We start from the raw sequence: 16,998 nt of genomic DNA, 5'->3' as shown, positions 1-16,998 counted from the left end.
AGGAGAACACTTCAATGAAACACCTCGGAAACTGCTTCTGCGGCGCGGTCGCGATCGAAGTGACGGGCGCGCCGGAGGCGATGGGTTATTGCCATTGCCGCTCCTGCCGCTCGTGGTCGGGCGGGCCGGTCACCGCCTTCAGCCTGTGGAAGCCGGAGGCCGTGCGCATCACCGACGGCGCTGATCACGTTGCGACCTACGCCAAGACGCCGCTCAGCCAGCGCAAATATTGCCGCAAATGCGGTGGCCATCTTATGACCAGCCATCCGCCGCTCGGCCTGATCGACGTCTTCACCGCGACCATCCCGACGCTCGCTTTCACGCCCACCGTCCACGTCAACTACGCCGACACCGTGCTGCCGATGCGCGACGGCCTGCCTAAGCTGAAGGATTTTCCTGCAGAGTTCGGCGGCAGCGGCGAGATGATGAAGGAGTAGGTGATTGCTTCGCCTCTCCCTGCTTGCGGGGAGAGGCCGGAATGCACGCGCAGCGCGGATTCCGGGTGAGGGGGAGCTTCCGCGAGTCCAACTCTCGCCGTGACTGCGGATGCAGCCCCTCACCCAACCCTCTCAGCGCGAGCGAAGCTCGTCGCGGCCCCCTAAGAACGGGGAGAGGGGGTAGGCTACCTCAACCCCGCGCGCCGCAAGCCCTTGAGGTAATGCTCCCGATCCTCGGCGCGCTGCATCGGCAGCTCGCTGGCGATCCAGGCGAGCGACACGTTGGGCTGGGCGCGACGCAGGCCCTCGAGTGCGGAGGCCGCCAGCTCGCGATTGCCGAGCATGCCGGCGGCGGCCGTCAGCGCGCGATGGGCGCCGACGAAATCGCTGCGTTGCCTGAGCGATTCGCGCGCGAACTGGATCGCTTCTTCGTAGCGATGGCCGATGAACTGCGCATAGGCGGCGACCCCGCAATAGATCGCCGAGAAAGGATCGCGCGGACTGAGCCGCAGGGCCCGGCGCGCGGCGGCATCGCCGTCTTGCCAGCGGCCCGCATAGCACAGCGTCACGCCGTAGAAGGCGTGCGTCATGGCAAAATTGGGATTGAGGCGCAGCGCCAGTTCGAATGCAGCGATGGCGTCGTCGAAGCGCCGCCGGAACAGATAGGTGTAGCCGAGCCCGTGATGGGCCCAGGCGTCGTCGCGGTCTGCCTCGACCGCGGCGAAAGCGGCGCGCTCCGCGATCGGCAGCGTGGCCGCCATGTCGGCCCAGCCCATATGGGCGCCAAACATATGGCTGGTCGCGAGCAGGCCGAGCGCCTTGCCATAGGCCGGATCGATCGCGATCGCCTTCTCCAGTAGCCCCTGGGCTGCGACATTGTCGCCCCGCGTGATGCGCCAGTAATGCGACAGCGCTCGCATCACCAGATCCCAGGCATCCAGGCTTCCGGGCGGCTTTTGCTGGGCGCGAAAGCTTTCGGCGGCGTAGAGCTGCGGCTCGATCGCGGCGACGATGGCGTCGGTGATCTCGTCCTGCACGGCGAAGACGTCGGCGATGCTGCGATCGTAGCGCTCGGCCCACAGATGGCTGCCGGTCGTGGCGTCGTTGAGCTGCGCGGAGATGCGCACCCGGTCGCCGCTCCGCCTGACGCTGCCCTCGACGACGTAGCGCACGCCGAGCTCGCGGGCGATCTCGCCGATATGTACGGCGCGGCCCTTGTAGACGAAGGAGGAGTTGCGCGCGATGACGAAGAACCAGCGCAGCTTCGACAGCGCGGTGATGATGTCCTCGCTGATCCCGTCGGAAAAGTAATCCTGCTCGCGGTCGCCGCTCAAATTGGTGAAGGGCAGCACGGCGATTGCAGGGCGATCGGGCAGCGGCAGCGCCGCCGGGGCTTCCCTGGCCTGGCCGGCTGGCTCCGCTGGGCGGCCATGGCCGTTCCGCATCTCGACGTTGCCGACGAAGCGAAAGCCTTTGCGCGCCACGGTGCGGATCAGCGCCTGGCTCGCGCCGGAATCGCCGATCGCCTTGCGCGCCGCATTGATCCGACTGGTCAGGGTCGATTCCGAGACGGAACGCCCAAGCCAGATCTTGTCGATCAGCTCATCCTTCGTCACCACGCGGTCGCGATTCCGCATCAGGTGAACGACGAGGTCGAAGACCTGGGGCTCGACTGCGACGGGAACCTGATCGCGGCTCAGCTCCCGCCTGTCGGTGTCAAGTAGATGATCGCTAAACAGAAACTGCACTGCGACGGCTCTGGCCTCACGACAAAATCAGGCATCTGAAACGGCAACATGAATTGGGCTTTGATTCTGTGAGTCCATCGAGACGCACTCCTGGTTCATCGAAGGGGCGTCGGTTGCCCTGAACTGGGCAGATGCCAGCCATGTCGTCGATGGGCGGCCGGGCGATGGAACCGGCCGAGAGGGGGGTCAGGACTTCCAAGGGTGGGCAAAAGCCGCACTTTGCGCCCTGTCCGCCCTGCGATTTATGACGAGGGGGTTACGGACACGGATGACGGCGGCCGTCATCGCCGAGGAAGGTGCCGCTATTCGGATCGAAGGACCGGTAGCGCTGCATGCAATAGGCGACCGCATCGTCGGCAGGCGGTGCGGCATAGTAGGCGGGCGGCGGAGGCGGATAGCCTGGACCATAATAGGAAGGTGCAGCGAGCGCGCCGCCGATCAGCGCGCCGGCTGCGAGGCCGCCGACGAATGCGCCGCCGCCGAAGCCGCGATGTCCGTACCAGCGGACCTGCTCGACATTTGCGGATTGCGATGGCGTGACCGCCAACGGATCGCCGATCGGTGCAGCGGACGCTGGCGACAGCGCGCCTGCTGTGAGGCTTGCAAGCAGCAAGACCCCGGCAACAGAACGAAACGATTTCAACATCAAGGTCTCATCGTCATGCAAAGGCGATCGACGCCTCGCGCCAGAGATAAAGCAACCTGCCGGTGCCGATGGATTAAAGTTTCGACAGGATGACGGCTCGCAACGACTGCGTTGCAGAACCGCGCCACAATCGCGGCGCCCGTTTCACCGAAAAATGACCTCGGCCTCGCTCGATCAGGCTGCCGGCGCGGCAACGTGTTGAAAACCAAGATGCGTGAAATTGCGTATCTTGGCTCAAGGCGCGCAATTGGCTCGCGCACTTGCGCCATGCGATGCTAGACTTAGATGGAATAGAGATTTCGGCAGAGGGCCCGGCATGACCGATCAACGCAATACCTCAACTCCCATCGATCCCGCAAAACTCGACCGGCTGGCCGAGGTGGCGGTGAAGGTGGGCCTGGGCTTGCGGCCGGGCCAGGATCTGCTGCTCACCGCACCGGCGATCGCGCTGCCCCTGGTGCGGCGGATCGCCGTGCATGCCTACAAGGCCGGCGCGGGCATCGTCACGCCGATCCTCTCCGATGAAGAGATGACGCTGGCGCGCTACCGCCACGGCCACGACGAAAGTTTTGATCGTGCCGCCGGCTGGCTCTACGAGGGCATGGCGAAGGCATTCTCGGAGAATACCGCGCGGCTGGCCATCGTCGGCGACAATCCGATGCTGCTGTCGGGCGAGGATCCCGCCAAGGTGGCGCGCGCCAGCAAGGCCAATTCCATGGCCTACCAGCCTGCGCTGGAAAAGATCGTCAATTTCGACACCAACTGGAATATCATCGCCTATCCGAGCTCGTCCTGGGCGAAGCAGGTGTTTCCCGATGATCCCGAGGAGATCGCGATCGGCAAGCTCGCGGATGCGATTTTCGCCGCGTCCCGCGTCGATCGCGAGGATGCAATGGCGAACTGGGCGCAGCACAATGCAGCGCTGCGCGAGCGCACGGACTGGTTGAACGGCAAGCGTTTCCGCGCGCTGCAATACTCCGGTCCCGGCACCGATCTCACCATCGGCCTTGCCGATGGTCATGAATGGGAAGGCGGTGCCTCGCTCTCCAAGAACGGCATCAGTTGCAATGCCAACATCCCGACCGAGGAGGTCTTCACCACCCCGCATTGCCGTCGCGTCTACGGCCACGTCGTCAGCTCGAAGCCGCTGTCCTATCAGGGCACGCTGATCGACAACATCGCGGTGCGATTCGAGGACGGCAAGATCGTCGATGCAAAGGCCTCGCGCGGCGAGGAGGTGCTGAACAAGGTGCTCGACACCGACGAAGGCGCGCGGCGGCTCGGCGAGGTGGCGCTGGTGCCGCATTCCTCGCCGATCTCGCAGAGCGGGCTGTTGTTCTTCAACACGCTGTTCGACGAGAACGCGGCCTCGCACATCGCGCTTGGCCAGTGCTATTCGAAGTGCTTCATCAATGGCGCCAAGCTGACGCCGCAGCAGATCGCGGCACAGGGCGGCAACCAGAGCCTGATCCACATCGACTGGATGATCGGCTCAGCCGAGACCGACATCGACGGCATCCTGGCCGACGGCAGCAAGGAGCCGGTGTTCCGCAAGGGCGAGTGGGCAAAGTAGGCCGCGAGCCTCACGCCGCTGCGTTGCGCAGCATCGGATTGCGATCGATCGTGAAGCGGTTGAACAGCGTGGTGAACGGACTGCCATCGGTCGTGCGCACGATGGCGTCGGACGCGGCGACCGCTTCATAGAGCGCGCCGACGGGATCCTCCAGGGCAGAAAGGCCAAACGCGTCACGGATCGCGTCGCGGGCGTCGTTGATGTCGTCCTCGTCGTCGAGCGTCGCCTCCAGCGCGACCGCCGCGCGCCGCATCTCGTCGACGTCGCCGCCGGCGGAGAATTTGAGGATGTCGAGCCAATAAGGACAGGCGACGACGATCTGGATGAAGTCCTCGAATGTCGCTGCGATGATGCCGGCGCGGCCCTCCGACGACGCATAGAGCACATGGTTTGACGGCAGCAGCACGAACGCGCCGCCCGTGCCGTCACTGCCGAGCTGCCGGGGCGCCTCGATGCCGTCGATGGAGAACCAGTCCGGCGGCCCGTCGTCGACTTCAAGGGAGACGTCGAGGGCCGCGAGCTGCTCGGCGACCTCGCTATTGGCGCTGACGGCCTCGGGGAAGAGGGGCATCGGACAGGCTCCTTGCTGATTGGACTCCGCGCATTTTGTCGCACCCTGCAAAAACCGGGTTCAAATGCACGAATCCAAAGGCAAATCGGCGCGTTAGGCGCGCCGCACATGCAACTTGCGGCTGATTGTCCGGGCAAGCGTAAGGAAGAATTAAAAAACGGCTTCTAGCGTCATAGGCACTGTTTGAAGCGGCCCGAGGGGCCGGCCAGTCATATTGTATCCCCAGAGGAAGCCAATGTCGCGCGCGTCAATTGAAACCGGAAGTTGTGCCGTCGATCTGGAGCTGCGGCCGATCGAGCCGTCCTGGATCATCGAAGGCAATCCGGTGTCGCGGTCGCACATCCTGTCGACCAGCGCCGACGGCACCGCATCGACCATCATCTGGTCCTGCACCGAAGGGCGCTTCAACTGGTACTACGATTTCGACGAGACCATCATGATCCTGGAAGGATCGATCGTGCTCGAGAGTGAAGGCATGCCGCCGAAGCGCTACGGCGTCGGCGACGTGATCTTCTTCCGCGACGGTGCGCATGCCAAATGGCACGTCGAGGGCCACGTCAAGAAGATCGCCTTTTGCCGCAAGACCAATCCGGCGCTGATCGGCTTCATGGTCCGGGTCGTCAACAAGCTGAAGCGGATGTTCTTCTCGCCCGGCGAGCGTCGTCCCGCGACCCTCATGGGTGCCGGCTAACCCGAAGTTCTACCAAGGCGCTACCCAGCGAATGGTGTCGGAAGGGGTCGGGACTGACGTCCCGGCCCCTTCTCATGTCATGACGGCAGTTCTAGCCGGTAGAAGCTGGACGCCGTCTGCGAAAACAGCGCCGTCTTCTCGGCTTCGCTCAGCGGCGCCGCGATGCGCTTGAACGCATTGAAGATCACCTGGTAGCTGCACTGGCCCTTGTCCGGCGGGAAATTGCTCTCGAACATCGCGCGCCTCGCACCGAACGCCTCGATGCAGGTCTCGACATAGGGCCGCCACGCCGCCGCAAGCTCCTCGGACGACGGTGGCCTTTCGCGCAGATGGAAGTCAAAGCCGAGCAGGCACATCGCAAGTCCGCCGAGCTTGACCACGACGTTCTCGCATCTCGCGATCTCCGTGATCGCGGCCCGCCACGCCGGAAACACCTCCTCGCGCCGTCCTGCGAACCGGCCGGTGCCGGCCGGCCCGCCGCAATGGTCGAGCACGATTCTGGTGTCGGGAAAGGCCCGCGCCAGTTCGGTCAATTCGCCGATCTGCGGATGAAACAGCCAGGCGTCGAAGCTCAAATTAAGCGGCGCGAGGCAGGCAAAGCCCTTGCGGAAGGTCGCGTCCTCCAGCAACCCCCTCGGCCGGTTGGCATACATGCCCGCGACCACCGGGTCCTCGTCCCAGGCGGAGGAATGCCGGATACCGCGAAAGCGGCCGTTACCGGCGGCGATCTCGGCTTCCAGCACCGGCTTTGCCGCATCGCCAAGCAAGAGATTGACGTGGCTGACGATGCCGGCACAGATCGCGGCCTTGCCATAGCCGCCGCTCGCACTCATCGCGGCAACGCCATTGGCGAACTCGACCTCACCGACGGGACGGAAGGCCTCGGGCCCGTGTGCGCGGTACATCGAGCGGCAGTCGACATACACGGTTGCAATGAGGTTGTGACCGGAGGCGATGTCAGCGGCCATCTCCTCGATCAGATAGCGCTGCCCGCCGCGATCCCAGAGATGGTGGTGGGGATCGACGATCGGCCGTAAGGGATCGAGGATGTCCTCGCGGTGGAGCGCGAGCCAGTCCTCGCGCGGATCGGCAAAGAGTCCGCTCTTGTTGGCGGGCATGCTGCTCGCGGCCATCGCATTCGCTCCCCTGATTGTCGTTGCCGATGAAGCTAACATCCGGGGACGATGCGCGGCAGCGCGTGTTGCGCAACCGCGCCCTTCGGCAGGAGCGCATCAGGAGCATGATCCGGAAAAGTGTGAAGCGGTTCTCCGAAAGGATCATGCTCAAACAATAACCCGGCGCCGCCGCGCCTTCACCTCCACCACCAGCTGCCACTCCGGCGCGGTGGCCGGCTTGGCCTCGCCGAGCCAGTGGAACGCGTTCTCGGTGATCTCCGTAAAGCTCCAGCGTGACAGGTCACCGCTGTCGGTGGTGCCTTCCTGCACGATATCAGCGCCGCTGCGACGGCCGATCTGCTGACGGAACACGCTGCGGCCGGGATCGAGCCAAAAAATCCGCCAGGCGTCGATGGTCGGATCGTACACGCGCAACGTCGTGCCGTACCAGTTGCCAGCGATCGGGAAGGGTGGCGCGTCTGTTGCGCGCGGGATCATCCAGACGTCCTGGATGGCGCGGCCCTCAAGCACCCAGCCGAAATGGATTTCGCCGGGTGCGCGATGGGTGGTGCCGTCGGGTGCGTGCGCGATGACCTCGGCATCCCAATCGCCGATGAACTGGCCGTAAAGCCTTAGCGCTTGCGCATGTTCGCGGTTAGGCCCGTCGGCGTGCAGAAATCTGGCAAAGTCGGTCATGTCAGTCTCCGTTGCTGCGGATACACCATCACGCGCAGACGGCGACCGGCTTGGAGAAAATTGCGCGAGGCCACTCACACGCCGTCGAGAATGATCACCGTCGGAGTGCCCGGCAGCGAATCCCGCGAGATCCGCAAGGAGCGTTCGAGGCGCCGGTCGATCTCGAAGTCGCGGCCGATCCGGCGCATGAAGTCGTCGAGCGGGGTGGCGAAGCGGTGCATGGGCAGCACCACGGAGGCTCGCAGGCGTTTCGTGATCTCCGAGATGCCGTCGAGCGACATGGTGTAAGTGCCATCGATCGGCACCATGACGATGTCGAGGCGGCCGATCTGGGCAAAATGGCTGTCGTCGAGCTTGTGGTGGAGATGGCCGAGATGGCCGATGCAGAGGCCCGCGACCTCGAAGATGAAGATCGAATTGCCGTCACGGATCATGTCCGTGCCGGAATCGTCGCCAAAGTAACGGCGGATGTCGGTGGTGACGTTGCGGATGAAGGTGTCGCCGATGCGCTCGGAAATCACCGCCGGCTTGCCGTCTTCGCCCCAGCCATGCAGTACATGGGGAATGCGCTTGTCGGGATATAGCGAGTAGTGCGTGCTGTGCGCCCGGTTCATGGTGACGACGTCGGGGAGCCGGCCGACCTGATAGGCGCCGCTATAGTCGGTGGCGATGCGCAAGCCGCCGGGTGTGTCGATGAAATAGGTGGAATGGCCGGCATAGGTGATCTCCACCTCGGCGGCATTCGCCGCCTGCCGAAAGGCGACCGGCAGTACGCGCGGCGCCGCATTGGCCATCGCCAGGCACTCGCTGCGCTGTGGCTGTTGGGCGGTCGCGGGCGCGAGGGATGCGCCGAGCAGCGCAAGGATCGCGGAAACAAGTCGCCACATAGATCCGTCCCCAATGACGTCGGGGAAGTCTAGCGTGCAATCCGGCCTGCGGCCAATGTGCCGCGATCAACAGCGCGTCAGGATCGCGGACATTGGAGCCTGATCAGTTTTCCGGCGCCGTTTCGCGCCATTGCCGCTCGAAGACATTCGGCTAGACCCGAACGTCCCGGAAAGCGCGCCGTGCGCGATCGATGCCCAGACCACGGGTTGCTCGATCGCGCTCAGCCTGGGCGTCAGGGCAGCGTTGGCGGCGCCACAGAGGGCAGAGAGGGTCTACTTCAAATAGCCTACGTAGTAGATGCCGATCACGTTTTGCGAGGCATCCCGGATAGGCTTATAGCCTGTGATGTAGGGCTTACCGAGGATGTCGACCTCGCCATAGAACGCTTCGCCTTTCCTGATGGACTCGATGGCCTTGCCCTTGGGGTCCAGAATGGTTCCGATCGCTCGGGAGCCATCGTCCTTCTTCACGTTAGTCGCGACGCGAACATACTCGTCACCGCTTTTGACGAAGATTGTGGCCGTGCCCTGCGCTTTCTTCACGACTTCGTCGACCAGGTCGAAACTGTTGTTCATCTTGGCCGAACCAAAGTAAATGACAGGTACCTCCTTGCCTGCAACGGAGTCAGTACCTTCGATTTTTGGCGGCCCCAGTTGGGCCGCGATCGACACCAAGAGGTCCATGGCGGTCTTGATCCTCGCGTCCTGAGGCTCGCCTTGCTCCGCGAAAACTGTCGTGGTCCAGGTGAGACAGGCGGCCGCTAATATGCGGATTGCGATTTGCTTGAGTTGCATGAGGTCTCCTCCTTCTAAAAGGCAGCGATACCTCTGGATGACTCGGAGCGCTTGGGCTCTTTGCGGACAAAGCGTGTCGTCAGTTCGAAATTGCGAGCCGCATTGCGACTCATACAAACGTATACGCTACCGCTGTGAACTCTACGAGGGAGCTAAACTCCCCATCAGATATCTCTGTTTGTTCGGCACACCGATCCCAAAGTTCAGGCGATGGGGCAAAAAGTCGCGCACGGGAGGTAAAAGCGGATGGAAATGCGTCAGCGTCCCAACGCGAACGGCAGCTTGTGGCCCTGCTGTTGATTGAGGGTCTTCGGAATGCGGGATTACCCGAATGTGCCCGCGGGGGGCGCGGTGATCGAACACGGGTCATGAACATCGTCGGGACCACGCCACTGATCGCTGCGATCGCGGTCTGAGACAGGCGCGCTTCCTGGCTTCCTGGGTGGACGCCTTTTGAAGCCGTTTTTACACGGCCAAGACCCGTTGCGGACATCCTTGATCTAGATCAACCCGGAAAGCTGCCCCTTCGTGTCGGCTTCAGGCGCATCACAGGAAAGAGGATCGCGTCATGAGCGATGACAAGATTTCGAAAAACCCTGAGAGCATCGAGTTGGCCAACGGAGGACTGAAACGCCGCGACCTGCTGTTGAGCGGCAGTTCTCTTGTCGCGGCTTCGGCGCTTTCGGCCGTCGGACTGACAACCCCCGCGCAGGCGCAGCAACCAACAACCGGGCCAGCACCCGCATCGGCCGGCCAGAGGCCGAACATCGTCTTCATCATGGGTGATGACATTGGCTGGTTCAACATTGGTGCCTACCATCAGGGCATCATGGCGAGCCGGACGCCAAACCTCGACAGGCTCGCCGCGGAGGGAATGCGCTTCACCGACTACTACGCAGAGGCGAGTTGCACGGCGGGCCGCGCCAACTTCATCACCGGCGAACTGCCGATCCGCACGGGCCTTACCACAGTCGGCCAGGCTGGCTCCCCGATCGGCATGCCGGCGCAAGCGCCGACCATTGCGACCGTGCTGAAATCCATGGGGTACACCACGGGTCAGTTCGGCAAGAACCACCTCGGCGACCTCAACGAGTTTCTGCCGACGGTGCACGGCTTCGATGAGTTCTTTGGCTACCTCTATCACCTCGACGCGATGGAGGACCCCGCCCACCGCAATTACCCGCAATCGCTACTGGCCACGGTCGGTCCTCGCAACATGGTTCATTCATGGGCGACCAACGTCGACGATCCGTCGGTGCAAGCCCGCTGGGGCAAGATCGGCAAGCAGCGGATCGAGGACGCCGGGCCCCTGTATCCGAAGCGGATGGAAACGGTCGACGACGAGATTCTGCAAACCACCTTCGCCTTCATCGACAAGGCGAAGCAGGACAATAAGCCGTTCTTCGTCTGGCTCAACCCCACGCGCATGCACGTCGTCACCCATCTTTCGGAAAAATACGAGAACATGCGCAACTCGGAAAACGGCTGGTCGGTTTCCGAGGGCGGGTTCGCCCAACTCGACGACATCGTCGGCGCCGTGATGAAGAAGCTCAAGGACGAGGGCTTCGACGACAACACGATCGTCGCGTTCACAACCGACAACGGCGCCGAGAACTTCACCTGGCCTGATGGCGGCCAGACGCCGTTCGCGGGCGGCAAGGGAACAGCCCTGGAAGGCGGCTTCCGTGTGCCCTGCATGATCCGCTGGCCGGGTAAGGTGCCGGCGGGAAAGGTCGAGAACGGCATCATGTCCGGACTAGACTGGTTCCCGACTTTTGTCGCCGCCGCCGGCAATCCGAATATCGCCGACGAGTTGAGGAAGGGAAAGCAGCTCGGCGACAAGACCTATAAGGTCTATCTCGACGGATACAACCAGACGGACCTGATTACCGGAAAAGGCCCGTCTGCGCGGCACGCGATCTTCTATTTCACGGAGGGCACACTGAGCGCGGTGCGCGTCGACGACTTCAAGTATCGCTTCACCGATCAGCCCGGCGGCTGGTTGGGCGGCACAGTCAAGGTTGATTGGCCGATCCTCACCAATCTCCGCCTCGATCCCTTCGAACGCACAAACTTGCCGAACGGCGATAAGGGGTCATTGGCATTCTATAACTGGTTCGCTTACGAGTTCTGGCGATTCCAGTTCGTTCAGCAGGAGGTGGGTAAGCTCGCCCAGACTGCGATCGAGTTTCCACCGATGCAGAAGGGTGCGAGCTTCAACCTGGAAGCCGTCAAGGAGCAGATCGAGAAGGCCATGCAGTCGCACGCTGGCAAGTAGAATATGGTGACGGGCGCCCTAAGCTCAGGGGGCGCCCGTCCGACAAGCATCATGTAGCAACTGGGGACGACCAAAGCTCGCATTTCCGCCGATGGCCCATAGCGGCGGTCCCGGAATGTCTGCTTTCGCAGCGCTGTTGGAGGCTAGGCGGATTGGCCCCGCTCTGATTTATGAATACACGCTCGAGCATAACACGTTGGCGTTATTATCCGAGCATGCGAGTGGCTTTGCCCTTCACTCCCGCCGCGGGCTGAACTTCCAGGTGACGGCGACGAGGCCCGCGGTGATCAGGCCGCTGATGAGGCCGGCGAGGGGAAACGCGAGCAGCAGTGCGGCGCTTGCTGCCCAGCCGATCGAGGAAAAAGCCTCGGCGAAAGTCGCAAGGCGCGACGAGGTCTGGCGGCGGCGAAATTGGCTGCGCCGCGCCTGCACACGGAACCAGAGCTGGATCGCGGTGGCGGACGCCGCGCTGACGATGATCGCGCCCGCCGTGATCTCCGCCTGGAGCGGCGAGGCAAAGGCAAGCGCTGCGATCAGCGGGGCGAAGATCACGGCGATCGCGATCAGTACGACCTCGATCTTGGCGCGGATGACGCGCGAAGGCGACAGCGGAGCGGTCGCGACGAGATCGGGGGCGTCCTCGCCCGAAATCGTCAGCCAGGCGAGACCGCCGGCAAGCTGTCCTGCCGCCATCACGATGACGGGCGTGATCAGCACCAGCGCCGCAGAGCTGTCGGCAAAGCTTCGCCACAGCAGGAGCGCGGGCGGCGCCAGATAGAGCAGTTGCATCAAGGTTTGCGAGATCAGCCAGGGATCGCGCCACAGCAGCATGAACTCCTTGCGCCGCAGCGCCTGTGGCCGCGTGCCTGTGCGAAACTTCCGCTCGCGCGTGGTCCGGCGGCCGGTCGCGCCGCGGGCGGCGGCGTCGATGGCGGTGTCGGCGAAGCGGCCCGAGAACAGCGCCATCACGCCGCCGAGCATGATGAGGCCGAGCGCGAGCAGCAGCGCCAGCGCCTCGCTGTCGCCCATCACCGCCCGTGCGGGCAACCAGATGATGCTGTCCACATCGGGGGCATAGGCGGCCGTGGCGTCAGAGGTCAGCACTGCAAAGCGCGACAGCGTGCCGTAGGAGATGATCGCGGCGATCTGGAGCGCGATGACGAAGCCGGCGCCGATGATCGCGGCGAGGATCTGCGCGATGAAGCGCGTCCGTGCCGGACCGATCAACCTGAACAGCAGAATCGTGATCGCGATTGCGATAGCAGCGGCCGACAGCCCCATGGCGACGACCACGCCGAACGCCGCGAGCCATCGCGGCCCGCCGCCGATCACGAGAACGTCGATGAAGGGCGTGGAGAACAGCAGCGCCATCATCGTGATCGCAAGCGCAATCGCGGCGATGCGTACCGAGAACAGGTTGGTGAGAGTTGCCGGCGACGACATGATGAGATCGAGATCGGCGCGGGCGTAAAACACCCGGGTCACCGATTCGATCGCCTGCGACAGCATCAGCGACCAGGCGAGCGCGATCGTCGCCGTGATTACGATCAGCGACGGTTTGTCGAGCGGCAATCGAAGTCCGGCGAAGCGGCCGATCACGGCCCAGGCCGGCAGGTGCAGGAGTGCGGCAAAGGCGACCAGGCCGATCACCGCCGCGCGCTTCCGCTTGCGCTGGCCCGTCATCATCGCGAGCCATTCGCGCCAGGCGAGGCGGAGCTCGTGGCGGGCAAACCACGATAATGCAGTCGCCGAGCTCATGCGGCGGCGGCCTCCAGCGTGACCAGCGCGATGAAGAGATCCTCGAGACTGGTGTCGGTGTGGCCGTTCTGCTGGCGCAGCTCGGCGAGCGTGCCTTCGGCGACGAGGCTGCCTGACGCGATCACGCCGATCCGATCGGCCATGCGCTCGGCGACCTCGAGAATATGCGTTGTCATGATCACGGTGCAGCCGGCGCGGACGCGCTCGGCCAAAAGGCCCTTCACATGGCGGGCGGAGACGGCGTCGAGGCCGGTCAACGGCTCATCGAGAATGATGAGGCGGGGGCCGTGGACCAGCGCGCCGGCCAGCGCGACCTTCTGGCGCATGCCCTTGGAAAATCCCTCGCAGCGCTCGTGCCGGTGCGGCGCAAGGCCGAGCGAGCTCAGCAGCTCCTGCGCGACCGGTTCGGAGGCGGCGGGCGCGATGCCCCAGAGGCCGGCGACGAATTCGAGATATTCGAGCGGCGTCAGCTTGTCATAAATCATGGGCTCGTCCGAGACCCAGGCCATCACCTGCTTGGCGGCCACCGGATCGGCGAGGGCATCGATGCCGAAGATCGACACTTCGCCGGCATCGGGCCGCAGCAGCCCTGCGACCATGCGCAAGGTGGTGGTCTTGCCGGCGCCGTTGGGGCCGACCAGTGCGTAGAATTCACCGGCGTGAATGGTGAGATCGAGGGAATCGACCGCCAAGCGGTCAAAACGCTTCGTTAACCCTCGCACGCTCAGCGCCGAGCTGTCCGGTTTCATGACGGCCACACCATACGGTTTCGCATCGCTTGCGACCTTGATCTGAAGATGTTTCGGCACGGTGAATTAACCTGCCACAAATTCCGTCATCCCGCACGGATGCATCCGCCTCTCGTTTTATTGACAGCGCTTGGCGGTTCAGGCTGAATTGCACCGGGCAAATGGCGCTTTCCGCGACTCATAATGATCGCGTAGCGACTGGACACAAGATGCGACGAGACGGCCGCCAAGAGCCGCAGGATCGCATCGGGGAGGATGCTCGGCGATGCTGGACTTCGTTCAGCAGCTGGTCAGTGGCATTGCACTCGGCTGCGTCTACGGCCTGATCGCGCTTGGCTTCGTGCTCGTTTACAAGGCAACCGAGGTCGTCAACTTCGCCCAGGGCGATCTGATGATGCTCGGCGGCTTCTTCGCCTTCACCTTCATCGGCATGATGGGCCTGAACTACTGGGTCGGCTTCGCCGGCGCGCTCGCCGCGATGGCGCTGTTCGGCATGCTTGCCGAACGCATCGTGGTGCGCCCGATTCTCGGCTATCCGCAATTCTCCATCATCATGGCAACCATCGGGCTCGGCTACTTCCTGCGCTCGATCGCCGGCATGATCTGGGGCACCGACGACTTCAAGATCGAGACGCCGTTCAGCCAGGGCGTGCTGCGCATCGGCGCGCTCGTGCTCGCCTATGACAAGCTGTCCGTGATCGCGGCAACCGTCATCCTCTGCGCGCTGCTCTATCTCTTCTTCAACAAGACCACGCTCGGCACCGCGATGCGCGCCAGCTCCGAGAACATGCTCGCGGCCTACTACATGGGCATCCCCGTGAAGCGCGTCGTGTCGATCGTGTGGGCGATCAGTGCAGCGGTGGCGACCTGCGCCGGCGTGCTGCTGGCGCCGATCACCTTCATTCACTCCAATGTCGGGCTCGTGCTCGGGCTGAAAGCCTTTCCTGCCGCCGTGCTCGGCGGCTTCGGCTCGATTCCCGGCGCAGTCGTTGGTGGAGTCTTGATCGGTATCATCGAGAGCATGGCCGGCTTTTATCTGCCGGAAGGCTGGAAGGACGTTGCGCCCTACATCGTGCTGCTGGCGGTGCTGCTGCTGAAGCCCGAAGGCCTGTTCGGCCTTCACGTGCGCAAGAAGGTCTGAACGCCATGCGCTTCCTGTTCAAGACCGACTATGAGGACGACATCCGCCTGTTCCCGCATTCGGGCTACTTGGTCTCCTACGGGCTCCTGATCGCGGTGCTGCTGATCGCGCCCTACGTGCTCTCCAGCTATCTGATGAGCCAGCTCGTTTTCGTCTGCATCTATGCGACAGTCGGCGTGGCGCTGCTGATCCTCACCGGCTTCACCGGGCAGGCGTCGCTCGGGCATGCCGCGTTCCTTGCGATCGGCGCCTACACCGCGGCCTACTTGCAGAAATACAACGTGCCGTTTCCGGTCTATTTCGTCGCCGCTGGGCTCCTGACCGGATTGATCGGCGCGCTGGTCGGCTTCCCGGCACTGCGGCTCCAGGGCATCTATCTCGTCATCGCCACGATTTCCTTCGCCTTCATCGTCGAGGAAGTTCTGGCACGCTGGGAAAGCGTCACCAACGGCAATGAGGGCATGCGCATCAAGACGCTCTCGCTGCTCGGCGTCGCCGTGCCGCGCGACAGTCCGACGTTCTATTTCCTTTGCCTGGCCGTTCTGATTCTGACGATCGTCGGAACGCTCAATCTCTTGCGCTCGCCGACGGGCCGCGCCTTCGTTGCGATCCGCGACTCCGAGACGGCGGCGCGCAGCATGGGCGTCAACGTCGCGCTCTACAAGGTGAAATCCTTTGCGATCTCGGCGGCGATCACCGGCTTTGCCGGCGTGCTGTTCGCGCACAAGCTCTCCTTCATCTCGCCGGAGATGTTCACGCTCCAGCTCTCGATCGAGTTCATCATCGTGATCCTGATCGGCGGCACGTTCAGCCTGCACGGTGCGGTGCTGGGGGCGATCTTCATCGTGATGATCGATCCGTTCCTGACCTATCTGAAGGACGACATGCCCGGCATCATCGCCGGCATCGCCGCGACCCTCGGGGCTGGTAGCGAGAGCGCGGCGAACGTCCAGTCGAAGGTCGCAGCCTTCGCCTCGCTCAACGGCCTGAAGGGCGCAATCTACGGCATCATCATCGTGCTGTTCGTGCTGTTCGAGCCGCTCGGCCTCTACGGCCGCTGGCTGAAGATCAAGCTCTTCTTCCAGCTGTTCCCGCTCTACAAGCGCGCGACCTTCAAGCGCCAGAAGATCTATGTGAAGTCGGAGCGGAACCGATGAGCTATTTCCGCGCCGAAAACCTGTCGCTGCATTTCGGTGGCCTCAAGGCGGTCGACGCGGTCTCGTTTGCGGTCGAGAAGGGCGAGATCCTCTCGATCATCGGGCCGAACGGCGCCGGAAAAAGCTCGATCTTCAACCTGATCTCGCGGATCTACCGCCCGACCGCGGGCCGCATCTTCTTCGAGGACCAGGATATCACGGAACAGCCGCCCTACGACATCGCGAGGCTCGGCATCGCCCGCACCTTCCAGAACATCGAACTGTTCGAGAATGCGACCGTGCTCGCGAACCTCCTGGTCGGGCGCCACCGTCACTCGACCACACAGCTTTGGCAGGAATTGTTGTTCCTGCCGAGCGTGCGCGCCAACGAGAAGCTGCACCGGCGCCGCGTCGAGCAGGTGATCGAGTTCCTCGATCTCGAGCCCTATCGCGACAAGGTGATCTCGGGTCTGCCTTACGGCGTGCGCAAGGTGATCGAGCTTGCCCGCGCGCTTTGCTCGGAACCGAAGCTCATTCTGCTCGACGAGCCGTCATCGGGACTGAACGTCGAGGAGACCGACGACATGTCGTTCTGGATCCGCGACATGAAAAGCGAGCTCGGCATCACCGTGCTGATGGTCGAGCACGACATGTCGCTGGTCAACCGCGTCTCCGATCGCGTGATCGCGCTGAACTACGGCCGGGTGCTGGCGATGGGCTCGCCCGCCGAGGTGCAGCAGCATCCCGACGTCGTCGCCGCCTATCTCGGAGCCTGAC

Annotated in this window: 16 protein-coding genes; 7 read left to right on the top strand and 9 right to left on the bottom strand. The window is 63.5% G+C overall.

Annotation, left to right across the window (positions count from 1 at the left end; translation table 11 throughout):
- The first annotated feature begins 14 nt into the window (after positions 1-14).
- Positions 15-437, top strand: coding sequence for a GFA family protein (locus NLN62_RS14530; RefSeq protein WP_027521402.1), 423 nt, complete (start codon positions 15-17; stop codon positions 435-437).
- A 185-nt stretch (positions 438-622) separates the two neighbouring features.
- Here the strand turns inward: NLN62_RS14530 and NLN62_RS14525 are convergent, their stop codons facing one another.
- Together NLN62_RS14525 and NLN62_RS14520 are read right to left on the bottom strand one after the other, a co-directional pair.
- Positions 623-2,185, bottom strand: coding sequence for a winged helix-turn-helix domain-containing tetratricopeptide repeat protein (locus NLN62_RS14525; protein ID WP_027521401.1), 1,563 nt, complete (start codon positions 2,183-2,185; stop codon positions 623-625).
- A gap of 256 nt (positions 2,186-2,441) precedes the next feature.
- Positions 2,442-2,831 (bottom strand): BA14K family protein, encoded by a 390-nt coding sequence (locus NLN62_RS14520; protein WP_254109228.1) that lies wholly within the window; start codon positions 2,829-2,831, stop codon positions 2,442-2,444.
- 316 nt (positions 2,832-3,147) lie between these two features.
- Here NLN62_RS14520 and NLN62_RS14515 point away from each other — a divergent pair, with 316 nt between their 5' ends.
- Positions 3,148-4,404: an aminopeptidase gene (locus NLN62_RS14515; protein ID WP_027521400.1), complete on the top strand. Its 1,257-nt coding sequence runs from the start codon at positions 3,148-3,150 to the stop codon at positions 4,402-4,404.
- 10 nt (positions 4,405-4,414) lie between these two features.
- On the opposite strand, the gene NLN62_RS14510 is transcribed toward NLN62_RS14515, so the two are convergent.
- Entirely contained in the window at positions 4,415-4,975 is a 561-nt protein-coding gene (locus tag NLN62_RS14510; protein ID WP_027521399.1) for a hypothetical protein, read from the bottom strand.
- 235 nt (positions 4,976-5,210) lie between these two features.
- Here NLN62_RS14510 and NLN62_RS14505 point away from each other — a divergent pair, with 235 nt between their 5' ends.
- Positions 5,211-5,666, top strand: coding sequence for a cupin domain-containing protein (locus NLN62_RS14505; protein ID WP_254109227.1), 456 nt, complete (start codon positions 5,211-5,213; stop codon positions 5,664-5,666).
- A 77-nt stretch (positions 5,667-5,743) separates the two neighbouring features.
- On the opposite strand, the gene NLN62_RS14500 is transcribed toward NLN62_RS14505, so the two are convergent.
- The 4 genes from NLN62_RS14500 to NLN62_RS14485 form a co-directional block, all read right to left on the bottom strand.
- Entirely contained in the window at positions 5,744-6,799 is a 1,056-nt protein-coding gene (locus NLN62_RS14500) for an amidohydrolase (RefSeq protein ID WP_254109226.1), read from the bottom strand.
- 150 nt (positions 6,800-6,949) lie between these two features.
- On the bottom strand, positions 6,950-7,477 hold the full coding sequence (locus tag NLN62_RS14495) for a hypothetical protein (protein WP_027521396.1): 528 nt from the start codon (positions 7,475-7,477) through the stop codon (positions 6,950-6,952).
- A gap of 74 nt (positions 7,478-7,551) precedes the next feature.
- A complete protein-coding gene (locus NLN62_RS14490; protein WP_027521395.1) occupies positions 7,552-8,364 on the bottom strand; it encodes an MBL fold metallo-hydrolase in 813 nt (270 codons plus the stop codon).
- Between the two features lie 273 nt (positions 8,365-8,637).
- Positions 8,638-9,159 (bottom strand): Cache 3/Cache 2 fusion domain-containing protein, encoded by a 522-nt coding sequence (locus NLN62_RS14485; protein WP_254109225.1) that lies wholly within the window; start codon positions 9,157-9,159, stop codon positions 8,638-8,640.
- Between the two features lie 568 nt (positions 9,160-9,727).
- Here NLN62_RS14485 and NLN62_RS14480 point away from each other — a divergent pair.
- The gene (locus NLN62_RS14480; protein WP_254109224.1) at positions 9,728-11,437 is read left to right on the top strand and encodes an arylsulfatase; all 1,710 of its coding nucleotides are present in this window, start codon (positions 9,728-9,730) and stop codon (positions 11,435-11,437) included.
- A 234-nt stretch (positions 11,438-11,671) separates the two neighbouring features.
- Here the strand turns inward: NLN62_RS14480 and NLN62_RS14475 are convergent, their stop codons facing one another.
- On the bottom strand, positions 11,672-13,195 hold the full coding sequence (locus NLN62_RS14475; protein ID WP_254109223.1) for a permease: 1,524 nt from the start codon (positions 13,193-13,195) through the stop codon (positions 11,672-11,674).
- Positions 13,192-13,944, bottom strand: a complete 753-nt coding sequence (locus tag NLN62_RS14470; RefSeq protein WP_254113491.1) for an ABC transporter ATP-binding protein — start codon at positions 13,942-13,944, stop codon at positions 13,192-13,194. Before NLN62_RS14470 ends, NLN62_RS14475 begins: the two co-directional genes overlap by 4 nt.
- A gap of 265 nt (positions 13,945-14,209) precedes the next feature.
- Between NLN62_RS14470 and NLN62_RS14465 the strand changes: the two genes are divergently transcribed.
- The 3 genes from NLN62_RS14465 to NLN62_RS14455 are packed head-to-tail and all read left to right on the top strand — an operon-like array spanning position 14,210 to position 16,997.
- A complete protein-coding gene (locus NLN62_RS14465; protein WP_254109222.1) occupies positions 14,210-15,085 on the top strand; it encodes a branched-chain amino acid ABC transporter permease in 876 nt (291 codons plus the stop codon).
- A gap of 5 nt (positions 15,086-15,090) precedes the next feature.
- Positions 15,091-16,242 (top strand): branched-chain amino acid ABC transporter permease, encoded by a 1,152-nt coding sequence (locus NLN62_RS14460; protein WP_254109221.1) that lies wholly within the window; start codon positions 15,091-15,093, stop codon positions 16,240-16,242.
- A complete protein-coding gene (locus tag NLN62_RS14455; protein WP_254109220.1) occupies positions 16,239-16,997 on the top strand; it encodes an ABC transporter ATP-binding protein in 759 nt (252 codons plus the stop codon). Before NLN62_RS14460 ends, NLN62_RS14455 begins: the two co-directional genes overlap by 4 nt.
- The last annotated feature ends 1 nt before the right edge of the window (position 16,998 follow it).

The sequence above is a fragment of the Bradyrhizobium sp. CCGUVB23 genome (assembly GCF_024199885.1).
In the GTDB taxonomy this organism is placed as follows: domain Bacteria; phylum Pseudomonadota; class Alphaproteobacteria; order Rhizobiales; family Xanthobacteraceae; genus Bradyrhizobium.
Note: the sequence above shows the minus strand (reverse complement) of the source record. Positions and strands in the feature narration are given on the sequence as shown.